The sequence below is a fragment of the Azospirillum oryzae genome (genome assembly GCF_900177515.1).
In the GTDB taxonomy this organism is placed as follows: Bacteria; Pseudomonadota; Alphaproteobacteria; order Azospirillales; family Azospirillaceae; genus Azospirillum; species Azospirillum oryzae_A.
Map to the genome: position 1 here is coordinate 1389898 of NZ_FXAK01000007.1, position 18857 is coordinate 1408754.

General features: G+C 66.2%; 19 protein-coding genes. 11 read left to right on the forward strand and 8 right to left on the reverse strand.

The features are described from left to right. The first annotated feature begins 4 nt into the window (after positions 1-4). The 3 genes from dapA to B9N97_RS19100 are packed head-to-tail and all read left to right on the forward strand — an operon-like array spanning position 5 to position 2412. Complete coding sequence (gene dapA, locus B9N97_RS19090; protein ID WP_085089337.1) at positions 5-880, forward strand: 4-hydroxy-tetrahydrodipicolinate synthase; 876 nt, start codon at positions 5-7, stop codon at positions 878-880. A gap of 30 nt (positions 881-910) precedes the next feature. After that, a complete protein-coding gene (gene smpB, locus B9N97_RS19095; RefSeq protein ID WP_085089338.1) occupies positions 911-1384 on the forward strand; it encodes an SsrA-binding protein SmpB in 474 nt (157 codons plus the stop codon). A 5-nt stretch (positions 1385-1389) separates the two neighbouring features. Continuing rightward, positions 1390-2412 carry a methyltransferase gene (locus tag B9N97_RS19100; RefSeq protein ID WP_085089339.1) on the forward strand — a complete coding sequence of 341 codons (1023 nt, stop codon included), beginning with the start codon at positions 1390-1392 and terminating at the stop codon, positions 2410-2412. Positions 2413-2450: 38 nt separating this feature from the next. On the opposite strand, the gene B9N97_RS19105 is transcribed toward B9N97_RS19100, so the two are convergent. Beyond that, positions 2451-3434 carry an aldo/keto reductase gene (locus B9N97_RS19105; protein ID WP_085089340.1) on the reverse strand — a complete coding sequence of 328 codons (984 nt, stop codon included), beginning with the start codon at positions 3432-3434 and terminating at the stop codon, positions 2451-2453. Between the two features lie 95 nt (positions 3435-3529). Between B9N97_RS19105 and B9N97_RS19110 the strand changes: the two genes are divergently transcribed. Continuing rightward, positions 3530-4192, forward strand: coding sequence for a TetR/AcrR family transcriptional regulator (locus B9N97_RS19110; RefSeq protein WP_085089341.1), 663 nt, complete (start codon positions 3530-3532; stop codon positions 4190-4192). Here the strand turns inward: B9N97_RS19110 and B9N97_RS19115 are convergent. The 5 genes from B9N97_RS19115 to B9N97_RS19135 all read right to left on the reverse strand — a co-directional run bounded on the left by B9N97_RS19115 (position 4164) and on the right by B9N97_RS19135 (position 8686). Next, entirely contained in the window at positions 4164-5024 is an 861-nt protein-coding gene (locus tag B9N97_RS19115) for a helix-turn-helix transcriptional regulator (RefSeq protein WP_085090661.1), read from the reverse strand. The genes B9N97_RS19110 and B9N97_RS19115 overlap by 29 nt on opposite strands. A 51-nt stretch (positions 5025-5075) precedes the next feature. Continuing rightward, positions 5076-5636, reverse strand: a complete 561-nt coding sequence (locus B9N97_RS19120; protein ID WP_085089342.1) for a YbhB/YbcL family Raf kinase inhibitor-like protein — start codon at positions 5634-5636, stop codon at positions 5076-5078. 91 nt (positions 5637-5727) lie between these two features. Beyond that, on the reverse strand, positions 5728-6732 hold the full coding sequence (gene hemB / locus B9N97_RS19125; RefSeq protein WP_244560787.1) for a porphobilinogen synthase: 1005 nt from the start codon (positions 6730-6732) through the stop codon (positions 5728-5730). A 117-nt stretch (positions 6733-6849) separates the two neighbouring features. Beyond that, positions 6850-7773 (reverse strand): metallophosphoesterase family protein, encoded by a 924-nt coding sequence (locus B9N97_RS19130; protein WP_085089344.1) that lies wholly within the window; start codon positions 7771-7773, stop codon positions 6850-6852. Between the two features lie 19 nt (positions 7774-7792). Further along, complete coding sequence (locus B9N97_RS19135; protein ID WP_085089345.1) at positions 7793-8686, reverse strand: diacylglycerol/lipid kinase family protein; 894 nt, start codon at positions 8684-8686, stop codon at positions 7793-7795. Positions 8687-8968: 282 nt separating this feature from the next. Between B9N97_RS19135 and B9N97_RS19140 the strand changes: the two genes are divergently transcribed. From B9N97_RS19140 to B9N97_RS19170, 7 genes are all read left to right on the forward strand, one after another. Beyond that, positions 8969-10030, forward strand: a complete 1062-nt coding sequence (locus B9N97_RS19140) for an enoyl-CoA hydratase/isomerase family protein (RefSeq protein ID WP_085089346.1) — start codon at positions 8969-8971, stop codon at positions 10028-10030. 266 nt (positions 10031-10296) lie between these two features. Next, positions 10297-10770, forward strand: a complete 474-nt coding sequence (locus B9N97_RS19145; RefSeq protein WP_085089347.1) for a MarR family winged helix-turn-helix transcriptional regulator — start codon at positions 10297-10299, stop codon at positions 10768-10770. Between the two features lie 279 nt (positions 10771-11049). Beyond that, on the forward strand, positions 11050-12342 hold the full coding sequence (locus B9N97_RS19150; protein WP_085089348.1) for a cation:proton antiporter: 1293 nt from the start codon (positions 11050-11052) through the stop codon (positions 12340-12342). A 209-nt stretch (positions 12343-12551) separates the two neighbouring features. After that, positions 12552-13781, forward strand: a complete 1230-nt coding sequence (locus tag B9N97_RS19155; RefSeq protein ID WP_085089349.1) for an ABC transporter substrate-binding protein — start codon at positions 12552-12554, stop codon at positions 13779-13781. A 121-nt stretch (positions 13782-13902) separates the two neighbouring features. Then, positions 13903-14790, forward strand: a complete 888-nt coding sequence (locus tag B9N97_RS19160) for a branched-chain amino acid ABC transporter permease (RefSeq protein ID WP_085090662.1) — start codon at positions 13903-13905, stop codon at positions 14788-14790. Between the two features lie 4 nt (positions 14791-14794). After that, positions 14795-15793, forward strand: a complete 999-nt coding sequence (locus B9N97_RS19165; RefSeq protein WP_085089350.1) for a branched-chain amino acid ABC transporter permease — start codon at positions 14795-14797, stop codon at positions 15791-15793. A gap of 235 nt (positions 15794-16028) precedes the next feature. Then, positions 16029-16691: a phasin family protein gene (locus tag B9N97_RS19170; protein WP_085089351.1), complete on the forward strand. Its 663-nt coding sequence runs from the start codon at positions 16029-16031 to the stop codon at positions 16689-16691. Positions 16692-16803: 112 nt separating this feature from the next. Here the strand turns inward: B9N97_RS19170 and B9N97_RS19175 are convergent, their stop codons facing one another. Further along, positions 16804-17646, reverse strand: a complete 843-nt coding sequence (locus B9N97_RS19175; RefSeq protein WP_085089352.1) for a 23S rRNA (adenine(2030)-N(6))-methyltransferase RlmJ — start codon at positions 17644-17646, stop codon at positions 16804-16806. Positions 17647-17716: 70 nt separating this feature from the next. Further along, on the reverse strand, positions 17717-18400 hold the full coding sequence (locus tag B9N97_RS19180; RefSeq protein WP_085089353.1) for a lytic transglycosylase: 684 nt from the start codon (positions 18398-18400) through the stop codon (positions 17717-17719). Positions 18401-18857: the final 457 nt, after the last annotated feature.

The following is an 18857-nucleotide window of genomic DNA, read 5'->3' on the forward strand; positions in this document are numbered from 1 at the left end:
AGCCATGTTCCACGGTTCCATCGTCGCCCTTCTGACTCCGTTCAAGGGCGGGAAAGTGGACGAGAAGGCCTTCCAGTCCTTCGTGGAGTGGCAGGTCGCCCAGGGCACCCACGGTCTGGTGCCCTGCGGCACCACCGGCGAGTCGCCGACCCTGTCCCACGAGGAACACAACCGCGTCGTGGAGCTTTGCATCGAGGCGGCCGGCGGCAAGGTGCCGGTGATGGCCGGCACCGGCTCCAACTCGACCGACGAAGCCATTGCCCTGACCCGCCATGCCAAGCAGGCAGGCGCGCAGGCGGCGCTCGTGGTCACGCCCTACTACAACAAGCCGTCTCAAGAGGGTCTCTACCAGCATTTCAAGGCGATCCATGACGCGGCGGATTTGCCGATCTTTATTTACAACATTCCCGGCCGCAGTGTCGTGGATATGTCTGTGGCGACGATGGCGCGGCTTGCAAAGCTGCCCAACATCGTCGGCGTGAAGGACGCAACCGCCGATCTGTCCCGGCCCTCGCGCCTGCTGCAGGAGGTCGGCCCCGACTTCATCCAGCTGTCGGGCGAGGATGCCACCGCGCTTGGCTTCAACGCGCAGGGCGGCGTGGGCTGCATCTCCGTCACCGCGAACATCGCGCCGGCGCTGTGCTCCGCCATGCAGACCGCCTGGGCCAAGGGCGATCTCAAGGAGGCGTTCCGTCTGCGCGATGTGCTGTCGCCGCTGCACGACTCGATGTTCGTCGAGACCAGCCCGGCCCCGGTGAAGTTCGCCGCCAGCCTGCTGGGCCTCGGCAGCGACGAGGTGCGCCTGCCGCTGGTTCCGGCCTCCGAGACCGCCCGCGCCGCCGTGCGCGGAGCCATGACCAAAGCCGGCCTGTTGTCCTGAGTGACGGAACAGGCCGTATAGGAGAGAGACTTGGCGACGCGCGACGAGGCGAAAAAATTCGCGGCGCAGAACCGCCGCGCGCGGTTCGACTTCTTCATCGACGACGTCCTTGAGGCCGGCATCATGCTGACCGGGTCGGAGGTGAAATCGCTGCGCGGCGGTCGCGCCAGTGTGAACGAGGCCTATGCCGGTCTGAAGGGTGGGGAGCTGTACCTGTTCAACGCGTACATTCCCGAATATCTCCAGGCCGGTCGCGTCGATCAGCACGAGCCGAAGCGTCCGCGCAAGCTGCTGGTCCGCCGCCGCGAGCTGGACAAGCTCGCGGCCGGCATCAAGCAAAAGGGTGTCACGCTCGTGCCGATGTCGGTCTACTTCAACGACCGCGGCATCGCCAAGGTCGAGATCGGCCTCGCCACCGGCAAGAAGAAGCACGACAAGCGGCAGAACGAGAAGGAACGCAGTTGGCAGCGCGACAAGGCGCGGCTGATGCGCGACAAGGGTTGATTTAGGTGGCACGTCTAGACAACCGGGCCACGGACCGCGACCAGACGGTCGCCGCCGTGGCCGCTGAAGCCCTGTCCGAAATCCGGCCGCAGGGCCGGATCCTCGTCGCCTTCGACAGTGACGGCGCCATTGCCGAGGCGCTCCGTGACGGCGGGGCGGAGGTGGTGGTGTGGAACCGGCTGGCCACAGGTGGGCAGACCGCCACGCCCTGGCCGGCGGAGGGCGCCTTCGATGGCGCCGTCCTGCGCCTGCCGCGCGGCTGGGCCGGATTTGAGATGGCCTTGCACGCGCTGGCCTCCCGCCTTGCCCCCGGTGCCCCGCTGTGGATTGCCGGTGGCAACGACGAGGGAGTGACCAGCGCGCCCAAGCATCTCGACGGGCTGGCCGAGGAACCGGAAACGCTCATCATCAAGAAGCGCGCCCGGCTGTTGCTGACCCGCCGCACCGATGCGCCGGCAAAGGGCGGACTGGAGGATTGGCGGCAGACCGTCACCCTGACGCTGCCGGACCGGACGCTGGATCTGGTCACCTATCCCGGCCTGTTCGCCCACGGCCATCTTGACGCCGGCACCGAATGCCTGCTGAAGGTGCTGCCGGAGGTGGCGGCCGGCACCCGCGTGCTGGATTTCGGCTGTGGCGCCGGGGTGATTGCGCGGGCTGTGCGCGAACGCCAGCCGGACGCGCCGCTTACCCTGCTGGACATCGACGCGGTGGCCCTGCATGCCGCCCGCCAGAATGTGCCGGACGCCGAACTGGTGCTGAGCGACGGTCTGGCCGGGCTGGGCACCCGCGAGCGCTTCGGCCTGATCCTGTCCAACCCGCCGCTCCACCGCGGCAAGGACGAGGATTTCGGCATGCTCGACGCGCTGGTCGCGGGGACGAAGCAGTACCTGAAGCTGCGCGGCACGCTGGTGGCGGTGACACAGCGGACGGCCGGTGTCGGCAAGCTGTTCAAGGCGGCTTTCGGGCACAGCGACATGCTGCTGGAGACCACGCAGTTCCAGGTCTGGGCTGGGACGCCGAAGTAGGGGGAGCAGGGGCCATGCTTGGCAAGGGCCCCATGCGCTCAGACATTCACCCCCCGCATCCCTTCGGCCGTATAGCGATCCCCCGCCGCCACGCCCGGCGGCAGCGCATCGCTCAGCGCCTTCACCTCCGCGTCGGTCAGCGTCACCGCCGCGGCGCCGACATTCTCCTCCAGATACTTGATCCGCTTGGTTCCCGGGATCGGCAGGATGTCCGGCCCCTGGGCTAGCAGCCACGCCAGCGCCACCTGTCCGGCCGTGCAGCCCTTTTGCACCGCGAGCGCCTTCACCTGCTCGACCAGAGCCAGATTGCGGTCGAAATTGTCCCCGGAGAAGCGCGGCGCGATGCGGCGGAAATCGTTCTCGGCGAACTGGTCGGGGCTGCTCACGGCACCGGTCAGCATACCGCGGCCGAGCGGGGCGTAGGCAACCAGCGAGATGCCCAACTCGCGGCAGGTCGGCAGCACCGCCGCTACCACGTCGCGGGTCCACAGCGAATATTCGCTCTGCACCGCGGCGATGGGGTGAACGGCGTGGGCGCGGCGCAGGGTGGCGGCCGACACCTCCGACAGGCCAAGCGCCCGAACCTTCCCGGCCTTCACCAGATCGGCCATGGCGCCGACCGTATCGTCCACCGGGATGTCCGGGTCCACACGGTGTGCATAGTAGAGGTCGATGGTCTCCACCCCCAGCCGCTTCAGCGAAGCGTCGCAGGCTTGGACCACATAGGCGGGGCTGGTGTCGACCCGGCGGGCATATTCGCCGGGCTGGCGGACGATGCCGAACTTGGTGGCGATCGTCACCCGGTCGCGTTTGTCGGCGAGGAAACGGGCGAGCAGCGTTTCGTTGTGGCCGCTGCCATACATGTCGGCGGTGTCGTAATGGGTGACGCCAAGCTCCAACGCCCGTTCCAGCGTGGCGAGCGATTGAGCGTCGTCGGTCGGGCCGTAGAACTCCGACATGCCCATGCAGCCGAGCCCGATTTCGGAAACCGCGAGAGTGCCACCGATATTGCGCTGTTTCATCGCTTTACCCCTCCCGTGCCGCGGCCGGGCGGATTACCCTAAGAGCCTGCGGCAACAACTACACTACACAGTGCAGTGTACTTAGAGGGTGGGGAATGTCAACGTCTCAGGTGGGGACCCAGGCGGGAGGTGGCGCGCGCGGTTCGGTCAAGCGGGATGCGGTGGTGGAGGCGGCGACCCGCGCCTTCCTGACCCAGGGCTACGAGGCCTCATCGATGGACGCCATCGCCGCCGATGCGAATGTGTCGAAACGCACCGTCTACAACCACTTCCCCGGCAAGCGCGAGCTGTTCCAGGCCGTGGTGTCCGGCCTGTACGAAGGGTTCCGCAGCGCCGACGGCCAGAGTCTGCTCTCCCATGACCAGCCGCCGGAGAAGGCCCTGCCGGTCTTCCTGCGCTCCCTGCTGATCCACACGGGCCGACCGGAGGTGCGTGGCCTGCTGCGTCTGGTGATCGCGGAGCACCAGCGCTTTCCCGAACTGTCGCAGGATTATCTGGAAGGCGGGAAGAGCCAGGCCTATGCGCTGCTGGACGCCTACATCGCCGCCCAGCACGCGCGCGGCCGGCTGAACGCGCCGGACCCGCATGTGGTGGCGACCCAACTGCTCGGCGGCATGAAGGAAGTGCTGTTCTGGCCGACGATGCTGGGGCTGCCGGTCACCGCCGACCCGGAGCGGGTGATTGCCGATTCGGTCGCGGCGCTGCTGCGCGCCTATGGCACCGCGCCGGTCAACGCTCCCGCAGGTCAGACGGATTGACGCCCACAGACGCCCGGATGCGGCGGGCGAAATGGGATCGGTTGGCGTAGCCGCAGGCCTCCGCGGCCTCCTGAACGCTCAGGCCTTCTCCCTGCAGAAGGTCGCGGGCATGGGCGACGCGTTCCTCCGTCAGAATGCTGCGGACCGAGCAGCCCTCTTCGGTCAATCGGCGGCGCAGAGTGCCGGTGCTGAGGTTGAGCGCGCCGGCCACGCGCTCCGCCGTCCAGGGCAGGTCGGGCTGGGTGCGCAGAAGCTGACGCACCGCATCGGCGATCCCAATCGGCGCCACCGGTCCCAGCCACCAGACGCCGTCTTCCAGCAGGGCCAGCAGCACCTCCATGCAGCGATGCTCCGCCAGCTTGGGCGGCAGCGGCGGATCGGCAGTCAGGCCGGTAGCAGCGTGGTGGATGGCGTCGGTCAAGGCCGGCGCCAGGGTGACATGCCAGTCGCGCGGCCGGGTACGCGGCGCCAGCCCGGCGGTGCCATGGGCGCGCAGTAGCCGCCGCACCATCTCCGCCGGGAACTCCAGCACCAGGGCACGGTAGCGGCCAGCGGAGCCGGGATCATTCACCACCGATCCGCACCAGCCCGGCGGCAGCAGCATGGCGCTGCCGGTCGGGAATCGGTGGGTGGTGCCGGATTGATCAGTCAGCTCCTTGGTGCCTTCCAGGACGGCGATCAGAGCCGTACGCTCGATTCGCACCTCGGCCAGACGTTCGCGGTCATGGGCGACGAAGGCCCACAGCTCCGGCCGATGCGGCCGGTCGCCGCCGCCGGGACGCAGGTCGCGGGCGGCGAAGCGGGACAGGCGGGCGAGCAGATCCGGACCCATGGCGTTCATCCTCTGGCCTTCGCGCATCCTAGGACCGGCCGGCGCCGGCGATCAACGGCCGTACCGGGCGGTGAGCGTCGCCTTGCCCAAACTGGCGGCATTCAGGTTGAAGCCGACCATGGCACCGGACGCATCGGCCGGCAGCGGCAGGCTGTCCACCTTCAGCGCGTGGACGGTGACGACATAGCGGTGCGGCTTGTCGCCCTGCGGCGGGCAGGGACCGCCATAGCCGGCGGTGCCGAAATCGGTGCGGCTCTGCACGGCGCCTGAAGGGAGGGCGGGTTTCGCCGAATCGCCGGCCCCGGCGGGCAGGCCGCGGGTGTCGGCCGGCAGGTTGAACACCAGCCAATGCCACCAGCCGCTGCCGGTCGGCGCGTCGGGATCATAGATGGTGACGGCGAGGCTGCGGGTGCCGGCCGGCGGTTCCGTCCAGCTGAGCGCCGGCGATTGGTTGGCACCCGTGCAGCCGAAACCGGCAAACACATTCCGCTCCGGGATCGGCGCTTTGGCGGTGAAGTCCGGGCTGTGCAGTTCGAACGCGGCGGCGGGGGAGGCGGCCAGCAGCAGGGCGGCGACCAACAATATGGGGTGGAAGTGGTCTTTCGAGCTCATCGGGGCATCTCCGTCGATTGGGATGCCCAGACGATAAAGGGCCGCGGATCGCTCCGCGGCCCTGAACGGCTCAAAGATGGCCCCGAACTGCTCAGCCTTGCTTGAGCAGCTTCGCCGCGTCCACCGCGCCATAGGTCAGGATGGCGTCGCAGCCGGCACGCTTGAAGCCCATCAGCGTCTCCAGCAGCGCCTTCTCGTAGTTCAGCCAGCCGTTGGCCGAGGCGGCGCGCAGCATCGCGTACTCGCCCGACACATGATAGGCGAAGGTCGGCACCGCGAACTGGTCCTTCACCCGGCGGATGATGTCGAGATAAGGCAGGCCGGGCTTCACCATCACCATGTCCGCCCCCTCCTGCAGGTCGCAGGCGACCTCGCGCAGGGCCTCGTCGGTGTTGGCGGGGTTCATCTGGTAGGTGGTCTTGTCACCCTTCAGGAAGCCGCCGGAATTCACCGCGTCGCGGAACGGGCCGTAAAAGGCGGAGGCGTATTTGGCGGCATAGGAGCAGACGCGGGTCAACTGGTAACCCTCGGCGTCCAGCTTGTCGCGGATGGCGCCGATGCGGCCGTCCATCATGTCGGACGGAGCGACGATGTCGACGCCGGCCTCGGACTGCGACAGGGCCTGCCGGATCAGGACCTCGACGGTCTCGTCATTCTGGATGTAGCCGTCGCGCAGGATGCCGTCATGGCCGTGGGTGGTGTAGGGGTCGAGCGCCACGTCGCCCAGGATGCCGACCTCCGGCGCCGCCGCCTTCACCGCGCGGATGGCGCGGTTCATCAGGTTTTCCGGATTGTAGGCTTCTGCCGCATCCTCCGACTTGGAGTCCGAGCCGACGACCGGGAACAGGGCGATGCAGGGAATGCCCAGCGAACCGGCCTGCGCCACCGCCTCGCACAGCAGGTCGATGGTCAGCCGTTCCACGCCGGGCATGGAGGCGACCGGCTCCCGCCGATTCGCGCCTTCGATCACGAAGACCGGCCAGATCAGGTCGTCGACGGTCAGCGTGTTCTCGGCGACCAGACGGCGGGTCCAGGCGTCGGCGCGGTTGCGGCGCAGACGGGTGCGCGGGAAGGCGGCGGGCAGGGTGATCGGCATCGGGGAGACCATGCACTTAGAACGAGTGCCGCGATCCTACGCCTTCCCGCATAGTGAACTCAAGCCGCGGCCGCGGCTCCAGTCCTTTGGGACCGGGCCGTCTGCCTTGCGCAGGTCTCATGCCCCGCCACGGGCTTCCCCGCTTGCATTCCGTGCGACCTTGTCCCAATGGGCCGCGACCGGGTTGTCTGTAGCCGGCTCCCCGGCGACGGGGCGAAAGCCGGTGTCCTGCCCCTGCAGCGTCCAGCGGTTGCTTTCCTTGCGATAACTCGATGTCAGCCCGCTGGTAAAGGCCGCACCCTCCCAGGACCGCACCTCGAACGTCACCGACGGGTGGTCGACGGTGATGAGGTTGTAGGCGTTGGTTTCGTTCCGCAGCCGTGTGGAGGTGGCGGTGGAGGCCTGGGCGACCAGGATCGAGCGGGCGATCTGAGTGTGGAAGCTCATGATATCGCCGGAATAGGCCTTGTGCAGATGGCCGGCCAGCAACAGGTCGACGCCGCAACTTTCCAGCGCCGGCAGGGCCAGCTTATGGCGGCCGACCAGCTGCGTCTTGGGCAGGTCCGGCGGTGGCAGGAAGGGATGGTGGGTGAACAGCACCTTGAACACGGTGTCCGGCATGCCGCAGAACACCTCGCGCACCCGCGCGATCTGGCGCCGGTTCATCCGCCCTTCGGAAAAATCCATGATGACCGGACGGGCGGTGTTGATGCCCAGCACCGCGATCTCGTCATCGACATGCAGCGGGCTGAAATCGCTGGTGATGTATCGCCGATAATGGCCGAACGGGTCGGTGAAGCGCTTGAACACGTTGTAAACCGGAATGTCATGATTCCCCGGTACGGCCATGTATGGAAAGGGTAATTTCTCCAGGAATGTCCTAGCCTCCTGGAAATGGCGTGCCTTCGCCCGCTGCACGAAATCGCCGGAGATGACGATCAGGTCGGGAGCCTGCTCAGTGAGGTCGGCCAGCAGCCCGTCCACCACGCGCTGGTCGATCCGCCCGAAATGCAGGTCGGAGATGTGAGCGAGCCGTTTCACGCCATTCTCATCCTTTTTCTCAGCTTGGTGCCAGAACCTTCAGAGCACCTGGGAGAATCCGGTAATGAAGCGGCGCGTGCAGCTTCCGGATCTCGCCATCGTTGACCATCTTCAGGCGGTGGCGGCGGCTGTGGACCGTCAGGCTGGTCACCGCATAGGTTTCCAACCCCTCGTCCTGCTTCCAGGAACCGGCAACCAGCCTTCCCATCAACCGCAGCATCGCGAATGCGTTCCGTTCACGGGCGACATAGACCCCGAGCTTTCCCGCATCGAGCGACTGCCGCGACAGGACGAGGCCGAATCCGTCGTCATAGACGTTGTTGGAAACGACGAGGATGGGCGTGCGCATGCGGCGGAGACCGTCGCCCCAGTCCAGGCGCACATCCAGCAGCGGCAGGCGGTAGAGGGTTTTCGCCATGGCCACCGCGGCCCCCGGCCATTTCAGCAGCCGGTGCTGCTTGCGTTGGCGCTCGCGCTCCTGGACCACCTGGGGATAGAAGCCGAGGATGGAACTGTTGGTGTAGGGCTCCCCATTCACCTCCGCGATGTCGATGACCCGCACCCGGCCGGCGGCCAGGGCTTCGGCCGCATCCTCTAGTTCAAGCGGAATGCGAAGATCACGGGCCAAGAGGTTGAGAGTGCCCAATGGAATCACGCCCAGCGTCTTGCCGGTGGGCAGAGCCAGCTTCACCGCGCTGTGCAATGTGCCGTCGCCGCCGCCGACCACCACCGTCTCGGCATCGGAGTCCAGCACCCGCCTGATGGTGTCGGTGCATTGCGGACCGTCGACCGTGTGCAGGTCCACCGTGGCGCCCTGGCGTTGAAAGGCATTGCGGATCGCCGCCTCGGCGCCGTCGATGGGCCGGTCGACCAGCGAGCCCGCCTGCCGGTTGAGGATGATTCCGACCTTCATGCGTCACCCGGCAGGATGTGGAGCGGCATCGGCATCTGACCTTCCGTAATGCGTCTGAGAGGAGCAGTTCTCAGATGAGAGCGTGACCGCAACGGTCCAAGAGGGGCGTTGTTCCTATTCCGCGCATCGGCGAACATCCGGACCCGTATGGTAGGTTTGACAGCGCCGCCGGCTCCCGTATCATCACTTTGGGCCGGTCTCCACGCCCTGGAGCATCGCGGGGATGGAACAGACTGCTCGCCACCGCCCGATTCGCAACGATAACCGAGAAAATACAAGACGATGAGCGACGCTGCTGAGATTCTGTTCGAACGTCGGGGCGCGATCGGCCTCGTCACGCTCAACCGGCCCAAGGCGCTGAACGCGCTGACGCTGGGCATGATCAGGCTGTTCGATCCGCAGCTCCGGGCGTGGGATGCCGATCCGGAGGTCAAGGCCGTCGTGATTCGCGGTGCCGGCGAAAAGGCCTTCTGCGCAGGCGGCGATGTCGTCAGCTTGTACGAGGCCGGCAAGGCGGTGAAGGAAGGGCGCGGCGATACCGGGCCGATCCGCGCCTTCTTCAGCGAGGAATATGTGCTGAACCGGCTGATCAAGCGCCTGTCCAAGCCCTATGTCGCGCTGATCGACGGCATCTCGATGGGCGGCGGCGTCGGCCTTTCGGTCCACGGCACCCACCGCATCGTCACCGAGCGCACGATGTTCGCCATGCCGGAGACCGGCATCGGCCTCTATCCCGATGTCGGCGGCACCTATTTCCTGCCGCGGCTGCCGGGGCAGGTCGGCATCTGGCTTGGGCTGACCGGCGACCGGCTGAAGGCGGCCGACCTGCTGGCCATCGGCGCCGCCGACGCCTTCGTGCCGAGTGCCGGGATCGACGCGTTGATCGACGATCTCGCCGCCGGCGTCCCGGCCGACGAGGCGGTCGCGTCCCATCGGGGGCAAGCCGGCGAGGCCGCGGTGAGCGCCATCCGGGCTGCGGTCGACCGCTGCTATGCCTTCGACAGCGTGGAGGCCATCGTCAAGGCGCTGGAGGCCGAGGGGACGGAGTGGGCGGCAGGCCAGCTCGCCACCCTGCGCCGGGTTTCGCCCACCAGCCTGAAGGTGACGCTGGCCGCGCTCCGCCGCGGGGCGAAACTGGATTTCGAAGGCTGCATGGTGCAGGAACTGCGCCTCAGCCTCGCCTGTCTGGCCGGGGATGATTTCTACGAGGGAATTCGCGCCGTCCTGGTCGACAAGGACAAGAACCCGAAATGGAAGCCGGCGGACCTGGCCGATGTCGGCCCGTCGGATGTCGAGCGGCACTTTGCCGAACCGGCGGGCGGCGATCTGGTTTTCCGCGACTGACGATCCGCCGTCGGAGCAAGGATCCCGGGGGAATGGCCGCGCAGGCGGTCTCGCGACCATTCCTTTCCGCTTATGCCGGTGGTGCCTCCCGGCCGAAAACCTTCGTGTGGGGACACCCGGCGAAAGGCGCCTGTACAGACGGGTTGTGCCAGACTTTTTCTGGAATTATTAGGATGATTGCCGACGAATGATCGGTTAATCTCGCTTTAAGGTCCCGGTATCGTCCTTGCGCGGGGAACGGCCGGTTAGAGCCAAAGGAGACCGCGGTGCGCAGACCCTATTACGAGAGCATTCTGTTGATCGAGCGGCTTCACCGCCACTTTCTTGAAGTGCTCAAGACTGAGTTGGACCGGCTCGGCATCCAGGACATCAACAACGTCCAGAGCCTGATCCTGTACAACATCGGCGAAGACGAGATGACGGTCGGCGAACTGACCGCGCGCGGCTATTATCTGGGTTCCAACGTCTCCTACAACGTCAAGAAGATGGTCGAGAACGGCTATCTCGGCCAGGAACGCTCCCCGCACGATCGCCGGTCGGTCCGCGTCCGCCTGTCGGAGAAGGGCCTGGACCTGCGCGAGAAGATCAGCGTCATGTTCGAACGTCATCTGACCGCCCTGGAAAAGGCCGGCTTCAGCGACGAGGAACTGACCAAGGCCAACGAGACCCTGCGCAAGCTGGAACGCTTCTGGTCGGCGTCGCTCGACTACAGCGGCTTTCCGATGACCTCCGCGGCCTGACCGGCCGGACTTTGCGACGGCGCCCGCGGTTCCGGCTCCCGCGGGTGGCATCGGGTTCCCGCTTTCCATTCGTCTCCATCATGGTGTGACGGTCAGGAAAACGAAATCGAACGAGCCGGTACCCTCACCATCCATTCCGCACCGTTTCAGCATCCGTTCTGAACTCATCGGCGCCTTCGCGTGTTGACGGGGATTGGCTTTCGCGCGGCCACAGTCGGTGCGGCAGGACGATTTCCGGCCGCCGAGCCGTGCCGAAGGCGCCAAGGCAACGGGCGGCTTATGTCTTATATCGTCATGATGGTGGGGCTCGGGGTTCTGATCCTGCTGGTGGCCTGGCTGCCTATGGTCTTGAAGGAACTGCCGCTTTCCCTGCCGATCATCTGCGTCGGACTCGGCTTCGCGGTGTTCAGCACCCTGCGGCTGGAGAACCCGGAGCCGCTGGCCTTTCCCGAGGCGACGGAGCGGCTGACCGAACTGATCGTCATCGTCTCACTGATGGGCGCGGGGCTGAAGCTGGACCGCCGCATCGGCTGGCGCCGCTGGATCATCACCTGGCGGCTGCTGGGCATCACCATGCCGTTGTCGATCCTGATGATCGCCCTCATCGGCTGGTACTGGCTCGATTTCCCGATGGCGGCGTCGATTCTGCTGGGGGCCGCGCTGGCGCCCACCGATCCGGTCCTTGCCTCCGACGTCCAGGTCGGTCCGCCCAAGTCGGGCGAGGAGGACGAGATCCGCTTCAGCCTGACCTCCGAAGCTGGTCTGAATGATGGTCTTGCCTTTCCCTTCGTCCATCTCGCCATCGGCGTCGCCCTGCTGAACGGCAACCCGCCCTGGGATTTGCTGCAGCATTGGGTGCTGCTGGATGTGGTGTGGAAGCTGGGGGCCGGCGTCGGAGTCGGCTGGCTGGTCGGGCGAGTGCTCGGCTACGTCACCTTCCGCGTTCCGAATCGGGCGAACCTGTCGCGGACCGGCGACGGCTTCGTGTCACTCGGTATCACGCTGGTCACCTACGGCCTGACCGAGTTGGTCGGTGGATACGGCTTCCTTGCGGTGTTCGTCGCCGCGCTCGCCTTGCGCGATGCGGAACGGAACAGCGAATACCACGAGCGCCTCCATGATTTCGTCGAGCAGACCGAACGGCTGTTGATGATGCTGATGCTGGTGCTGTTCGGCGGCACCCTGGCTCATGGGCTGATCGACGCCCTGTCCTGGAGCGCCGTCGGCGCCGCGGCCGTCATCCTGCTTCTGGTGCGTCCCATCGCCGGCGTGGCGGGGCTGGCCGGCGTGGCGATGCCGGTCGGCGAGAAGCTGGCCATCGGCTTCTTCGGCATCCGCGGCATGGGCAGCATCTATTACGTCGCCTATGCGCTGAATGCGGCGGAGTTCGACGTGCCCAATGCCCTTTGGGCCGTCACCGGCCTGATCGTGCTTCTCTCGATTCTCGTCCATGGCATCAGTGTGACGCCGGTCATGCGGCGGATCGACCGGCGCCGGCAGGCCGCCGCGCCGCCTCCGCCGCCCCCCATACACCGCCGAATGGAAAAAGCCCCCGTTTCGGCCGACTCTTGATGAAAATTGTTGGGGCCGCTGAAATTCCGCTTTCCGCACAAGGTGATGCGCCTGCATAGTGATCGGGAAAGGGCGGCGCGGACGACCTGACGGTTTCGGATGAAACCAAATGCGCAGGCCAACGCGACCACCCGGGAACCGCCGGACGAACCGATCCGGACGGTCTTCCGCAACATGCGCAACGCAACGCTGTGGGGAGGAATTCACGTATGATCGCACGTCTTCTGGCCGGTGCCGCCCTTGCTGCCCTGACGATCGGTGTCATGTCCGCCGGGCCCGCCATGGCCCAGCAGGGCAAGCTTTCCGGCGACACGGTCAAGATCGGTGTGCTGAATGACCGCTCCGGCCTCTATGCCGATCTCGGCGGCGAGGGGTCGGCCATTGCCGCGCGGATGGCGGCGGAGGAGTTCGGCAACAAGATCCTCGGAAAGCCCATCGAGATCATCACCGCCGACCATCAGAACAAGCCCGACATCGGCTCCAACCTCGCCCGCCAGTGGATCGACCAGGACGGCGTCGACGCCATCGTCGACGTGCCGAATTCCGGTGTCGCGCTCGCGGTTCAGGAGGTGACGAAGGAGAAGAAGAAGATCTTCCTGATGGAAGGTCCGGCGACCTCGCGCCTGACCGGCGACGCCTGTTCCCCCACCGGCTTCCACTGGGCCTACGACACCCGCGCCCTGGCGGTCGGCACCGGGCAGGCCATCGTGAAGGAGGGCGGCGACAGCTGGTTCTTCATCACCGCCGACTACGCCTTCGGCCACCAGCTGGAGGCCGACACCTCGGCCGAGGTGAAGAAGGCCGGCGGCAAGATCGTCGGGTCGGTGAAGGCGCCTCTGAACACCGCCGACTTCTCGTCCTTCCTGCTGCAGGCGCAGGCTTCAGGCGCCAAGATCGTCGGCCTCGCCAATGCCGGCGGCGACACCATCACCTCGATCAAGCAGTCCTCCGAGTTCGGCCTGACGCAGAGCGGTCAGCAGAAGCTGGCGGGCCTGCTGATCTTCCTGTCCGACGTCCATGCGCTTGGGCTGCAGGTTGCCCAGGATCTGGTGCTGACCACCGGATTCTATTGGGACCGCGACGACGAGACCCGGGCCTGGTCCAAGAAGTTCTTCGACCGCTACGGCAAGATGCCGACGATGGTGCAGGCCGGCAGCTATTCCGCTGTCCGCCACTATCTGAAGGCGATCGAGGCCGCCGGGACCGACGACGGTCTGACCGTCGCCGCCAAGATGAAGGAGATGCCGGTCAACGACATGTTCGCCAAGAACGGCACGATCCTGCCGAACGGCCGCATGGTCCACGACATGTATCTGGCCCGCGTGAAGAAGCCGTCGGAGTCCAAGGGCGCCTGGGATTATTACCAAATCCTGCGCACCATCCCCGGCAAGGAGGCCTTCGCCACCTTTGAGGAGAGTGGCTGCAAGCTGCCGAAGTGATCGCGTCGGAACATGACGACAGGGCAAACGCCATGACGTGACGGAGCGGCATTCCCGCCGGGGTGACGGTCTTCGGACCGGTGCCGCGGCGGCGATGCCGCTGAGGAGAGCGACGCTCATGATGGGAACGATTTTCGGCATTCCGCCCCAGGCGCTGTTCGGTCAGCTTCTGCTGGGGCTGATCAACGGATCGTTTTACGCGCTGCTCAGCCTCGGGCTGGCGGTGATCTTCGGCATGTTGAACGTCATCAACTTTGCCCATGGCGCGCTCTACATGATGGGCGCCTTCGTGGCGTGGCTTCTGCTGAACCAGCTCGGCATCGGCTATTGGTGGGCGCTGCTGCTGGCGCCGCTGATCGTCGGCGCGTTCGGGGCGGTGCTGGAAAAGACGCTGCTGTCGCGGCTTTACAAGTTGGACCATCTCTACGGGCTGCTGCTGACCTTCGGGCTGGCTTTGATCGTCGAGGGGGCGTTCCGCCACCAGTACGGCGTTTCCGGCCAGCCCTATCCGATCCCCGCGGAACTCAGTGGCGGCCGGAATCTGGGCTTCATGTTCCTGCCCAATTACCGCGGCTGGGTGGTGGTGGCGTCGCTGATCGTCTGCATCAGCACCTGGATCGCCATCGAGAAGACGAAGCTGGGCGCCTATCTGCGCGCGGCGACCGAAAATCCGGTGCTGGTGCAGGCCTTCGGCATCAATGTGCCGCGGATGGTCACGCTGACCTACGCCTTCGGCGTGGCGCTGGCCGGGCTCGCCGGCGTGCTGGCGGCACCTATCTATCAGGTATCGCCGCTGATGGGATCGCACCTCATCATCGTCGTGTTTGCGGTGGTGGTGATCGGCGGCATGGGCTCCATCCTCGGCGCCGTGCTGACCGGCTACGGGCTGGGCCTGTTGGAGGGCCTGACCAAGGTCTTCTACCCGGAGGCCTCGAACATCGTGGTCTTCGTCATCATGGCGGTGGTGCTGATGGTAAAGCCCGCCGGCCTGTTCGGACGGGAGAGGTAAGCGCATGAGCCTTCATTCGCAGAGCAGCGGCCGGGCATCCGCACAGGCTGCCGGTGCACCGGCGACGGCAGGGCTGACCCTGGCGAGAGTCGGCGCGCTGGTGGTGCTTGCCGGTCTGCTGGCGGTGCCGTTCCTGCTCTATCCCGTATTCCTGATGAAGGTGTTGTGCTTCGCCCTGTTCGCCTGCGCCTTCAACCTGCTGATCGGCTTTGGCGGGCTGCTCAGCTTCGGGCACGCGGCGTTCTTCGGCAGCGCCGCCTATGTCACCGCCCATGCGGTGAAGGTGTGGGGGTGGTCGCCGGAACTGGGGATCCTGCTGGGCACCCTGGCCGCCGCCCTCCTGGGACTGGTGTTCGGCATCATTGCCATCCGCCGGCAGGGCATCTATTTCGCCATGATCACGCTGGCGCTGAGCCAGATGGTCTACTTCCTGGCCCTGCAACTGCCCTTCACCCATGGCGAGGACGGCATCCAGGCGGTGCCGCGCGGCGTCCTGTTCGGCGTCTTCGACCTGAACAATCCGCTGGAGATGTACTACACGGTGCTGGGCGTCTTCCTGATCGGGTTCTTCATCATCTGGCGGGCGGTGCATTCGCCGTTCGGACAGGTGCTGAAAGCGATCCGCGAGAACGAGGCGCGTGCCATTTCGCTTGGATACCGGACCGACCGCTACAAGCTGCTGGCTTTCGTGCTGTCGGCGACGCTGGCCGGGCTGGCGGGCGGCACCAAGGCCATCGTCTTCCAGTTGGCGACGCTGACCGACGTGACGTGGCAGATGTCGGGCGAAGTCGTGCTGATGACGCTGCTGGGTGGAATGGGCACGCTGACCGGCCCGGTCATCGGCGCCGCCCTGGTGGTGACGCTGGAGAATTATCTGGCGGCGACCAGCCTGCCGGTACCGGTGGTGATCGGCTGCATCTTCGTCGTCTGCGTTCTGGTGTTCCGGCGGGGAATCGCCGGGGAGATCGCGGCGCGGTTCGGAAAGCAGAGCCGCAATGTCTAAGATGCTGTAATAAAAACGACAAACATATTAGATGCGGAATCCTCCGTAAATCACTAAGGTTTCGTAATACCGCATACTACGAAAAAACGGGTGTGCGGTTATTATTTTGCGTCCTGGAACGTTCTGCTTGCCGGGTGTTATAGGTCTCAACGCGTGCGGCGGTGCAGCAAAATGACCGACGCGAGCTTTGGGAAGAAGCGTCCACCCGGACGAACGTATTCGAGGAGCATCCCGCATGGCTATGGACAAGGACACCACGACGAGCGCGCGTGAAACCGCCGACCGGGCGAAAGGCACGGTGGAGGACATTACGCGCGCCGGCGAGGCCACCACGCGCCGCGCCGCCGATGCCGCCCGCTCGATGGGTGAGAACGCGGCGGAGACCGGCCGGCAGGCCGCCGACGCCGGTGCAAATGCCGGTCAGAAGGCAATGGGGGTGGGTGCCGACATGACCCGCCGCGGTGCCGAGACCGCCGGAACCATGATGAACAAGGCCACCGATGTTGCCGGGCGTACGACCGAGCAGCTCCAGCGTGCGCTGGGCCTGTCAAAGGAAGCGCAGGGCGAGGTCGCCAGCCAGACCCGCGAAACCATGGACGTGATGGTCCAGTGCGGCAGCGTTCTGGCCGACGGCTGGCAGAATGCCTGGCGCGAATGGATGGGACTGGCGCAGGACGTCGCCTCGCGCAACGCCGAGGGGATGAATGCGCTGATGCGCAGCCGGTCCGTCCCCGATTTCTATGCGGCGCAGAGCCGCATGCTGAAGGACAACATGCAGATGGTCCTCAGCCGCAGCGTAAAGATTTCCGAGATGTCGGCGAGCACCGCGAACACCGCGATGAGCAAGCTGAACGCCCGCCTGGAAGGTGCGGCGCAGCAGACGGAGCGTCGATTCTGAATGTCGAGCCGACTGCACCGGCACGCCATCGATAACGAACGGTCTCCATCCTGACTGAACCCCGGCCCGCAAGGACCGGGGTTTTTTCTGTGCCGGATCGGGAGCCTTGTCGCTATGACGTTTCAGGCGCGAGCCAGCTCACCGCCGCCCCGCCGCCGGTGGAGGGCAGGGCGCGGTGCAGCGCCGGCAGCATCTCCTTCAGCGTCTCGTCCAGCTTCCAGGGCGGATTGACGATCAGCAGGCCGGAACCGTTCAGCCGCAGATGGGTGTCCTCGGGGTGCCAGGTCAGTTCGGCGATCAGCACCTTCGGGATGCCGGCCTTCTCCGCCGCATCCTGGAACCGCCAGACCGCCGCACGCTCCTTGATCGGGTACCACAGGGCGAAGATGCCGGTGGACCAGCGGCGGTGCGCCTGGGCCAGCCCCTCCGCCATGCGGGCGAACTCGTCGGGCTGTTCGAAGGGTGGATCGATCAGGACCAGCCCGCGCTTCTCCTTGGGCGGCAGATGGGCCTTCAGCGCGGTATAGGCGTCGGACTGGTGGACGGCGACGGAGCGGTCGCCGGCGAACTCCGCCTTCAGGCTGACCGCGTCGTCGGGATGCAGTTCGACCAGCACCATGCGGTCCTGCGGGCGCAGCGCCGCACGGGCGATCCGCGGGGAGCCAGGATACCAGCGCAGGGCGCCGTCGGGGTTCAGCGCCTGGACGGCATCCAGATAGGGCGCCAGTGCCGGATGGGGCAGGGGCTGGCCGAACAGGCGGCCGATGCCCTCGTCGCTCTCACCCGTCTTGCGGGCTGCCTCGGAGGTCAGGTCGTAGCGGCCGATGCCCGCATGGGTGTCCAGCACGCAGAAAGGCGTCGGCTTGGCGCGCAGATGATCCAGGATCAGCGCCAGCACGGCGTGCTTCATCACGTCGGCCGGGTTGCCGGCGTGGAAGATGTGGCGGTAGTTCATGCGTCGGGGTTTACCCGATCACGCACCGCGGCGCCAGCGCTCTTGCCGGCGCGGCCTGTTGGCGAACGGATCAGTTGATCGCCGCAACCTGCTGTGCGTTGCGGAAGCTGCGGCGGGTGCGCGGGGCGACGCTGACGGGATCGGTGTCCTCGCAGCGAGAGGAAGCCAGCAGCTTGGCGCTCTGCGTGTCCAGTTCGCCCAGGCTCTGCCAGATCTTGCAGACATAGGCCTGGGCGCGGCGGCCGGAGCTGCCGTTGTAGCGGGCCAGCGCGGTCTTCCAGTTGCCTTCTTCGCCATGGAAACGGACGAGGAGCTGGCCGGCGTAGAACACGTTGTCGCGCGGCTCGACGATCTTCTCCAGCGGCTGGAACTCGCCCCGGTGGCTGGCGACCGACAGCTGCATGCAGCCGACATAGGTGTTGGAGCGTAGCTGGCCGCGGTGGTCGCGAAGGTGACGGGCGGCGTCACTGACATTGCGGGCGTAGTAGGGACGGCCCTGCACGCTCATGGCGAAGGGGTGGGGAGCGCCGTCCTGGCCGCTTTCGACCAGGGCGATGGCCACCAGCATGCCGGAGGGAATGCCGAGCTTCTGTTCGGCTTCCACCGCGTGGGTGACGCAGCTTTCCTTCGATACGGTCTGGGCCTGGGCGGTTCCGGAAACGGAGAGCGCCACCAGGGGAGCCGTCAGCAGTCCCGCAGCCAGTGCGAAGCGTCCACACCCTGTGGCGCCTACGCGCTGATTTCGTCCCCGCATCCCAAACCTCCTTCTGCTGTCGCCCCGTGTTCTACGGCGGCTGTTTGACCCCCCGCGCGGGGCCGTTGTTCCGGTCACCGAGTCGCTTACGGCGACCGCCTCCTACCCAGATGTTCAGCGCCTCCCAATCGGGCGCCGCGGCAACACTTCCAAAAATTTGACCCATCGTCAACCCGCTTGCACCCTGGTAATACCACAGCTTTCGTCCGTCAGATGTCACGCGGGCCCGCCGAACGGACGGCTTAGGCGCTTCGGCCGGGGCTATAAGCCATTGAATCGCCACATTTGCCGGCGAAATCGATTGGGGTGGCCCCGCTGCCCCACTTGAACCTTCGGACGGGGGACAAAAAAGGGGCTACTGCGACCGCGTGTCGCCCGAATCACACTTCGGAAGGATTTTCGCGTTCCCCTTGCGCGGCGCAGCATGTTGGGGCAGTAAACTCCGCCGCCCTGTTTC

Coding starts and splice junctions, on each gene's coding strand:
- dapA (WP_085089337.1), top strand. CDS start 5: ATGTTCCACGGTTCCATCGTCGCCCTTCTGACTCCGTTCAAGGGCGGG.
- B9N97_RS19105 (WP_085089340.1), bottom strand. CDS start 3,434: ATGAAACAGCGCAATATCGGTGGCACTCTCGCGGTTTCCGAAATCGGG.
- B9N97_RS19110 (WP_085089341.1), top strand. CDS start 3,530: ATGTCAACGTCTCAGGTGGGGACCCAGGCGGGAGGTGGCGCGCGCGGT.
- B9N97_RS19115 (WP_085090661.1), bottom strand. CDS start 5,024: ATGGGTCCGGATCTGCTCGCCCGCCTGTCCCGCTTCGCCGCCCGCGAC.
- B9N97_RS19120 (WP_085089342.1), bottom strand. CDS start 5,636: ATGAGCTCGAAAGACCACTTCCACCCCATATTGTTGGTCGCCGCCCTG.
- hemB (WP_244560787.1), bottom strand. CDS start 6,732: ATGCCGATCACCCTGCCCGCCGCCTTCCCGCGCACCCGTCTGCGCCGC.
- B9N97_RS19135 (WP_085089345.1), bottom strand. CDS start 8,686: ATGAAGGTCGGAATCATCCTCAACCGGCAGGCGGGCTCGCTGGTCGAC.
- B9N97_RS19140 (WP_085089346.1), top strand. CDS start 8,969: ATGAGCGACGCTGCTGAGATTCTGTTCGAACGTCGGGGCGCGATCGGC.
- B9N97_RS19150 (WP_085089348.1), top strand. CDS start 11,050: ATGTCTTATATCGTCATGATGGTGGGGCTCGGGGTTCTGATCCTGCTG.
- B9N97_RS19155 (WP_085089349.1), top strand. CDS start 12,552: ATGATCGCACGTCTTCTGGCCGGTGCCGCCCTTGCTGCCCTGACGATC.
- B9N97_RS19160 (WP_085090662.1), top strand. CDS start 13,903: ATGGGAACGATTTTCGGCATTCCGCCCCAGGCGCTGTTCGGTCAGCTT.
- B9N97_RS19165 (WP_085089350.1), top strand. CDS start 14,795: ATGAGCCTTCATTCGCAGAGCAGCGGCCGGGCATCCGCACAGGCTGCC.
- B9N97_RS19170 (WP_085089351.1), top strand. CDS start 16,029: ATGGCTATGGACAAGGACACCACGACGAGCGCGCGTGAAACCGCCGAC.
- B9N97_RS19175 (WP_085089352.1), bottom strand. CDS start 17,646: ATGAACTACCGCCACATCTTCCACGCCGGCAACCCGGCCGACGTGATG.
- B9N97_RS19180 (WP_085089353.1), bottom strand. CDS start 18,400: ATGCGGGGACGAAATCAGCGCGTAGGCGCCACAGGGTGTGGACGCTTC.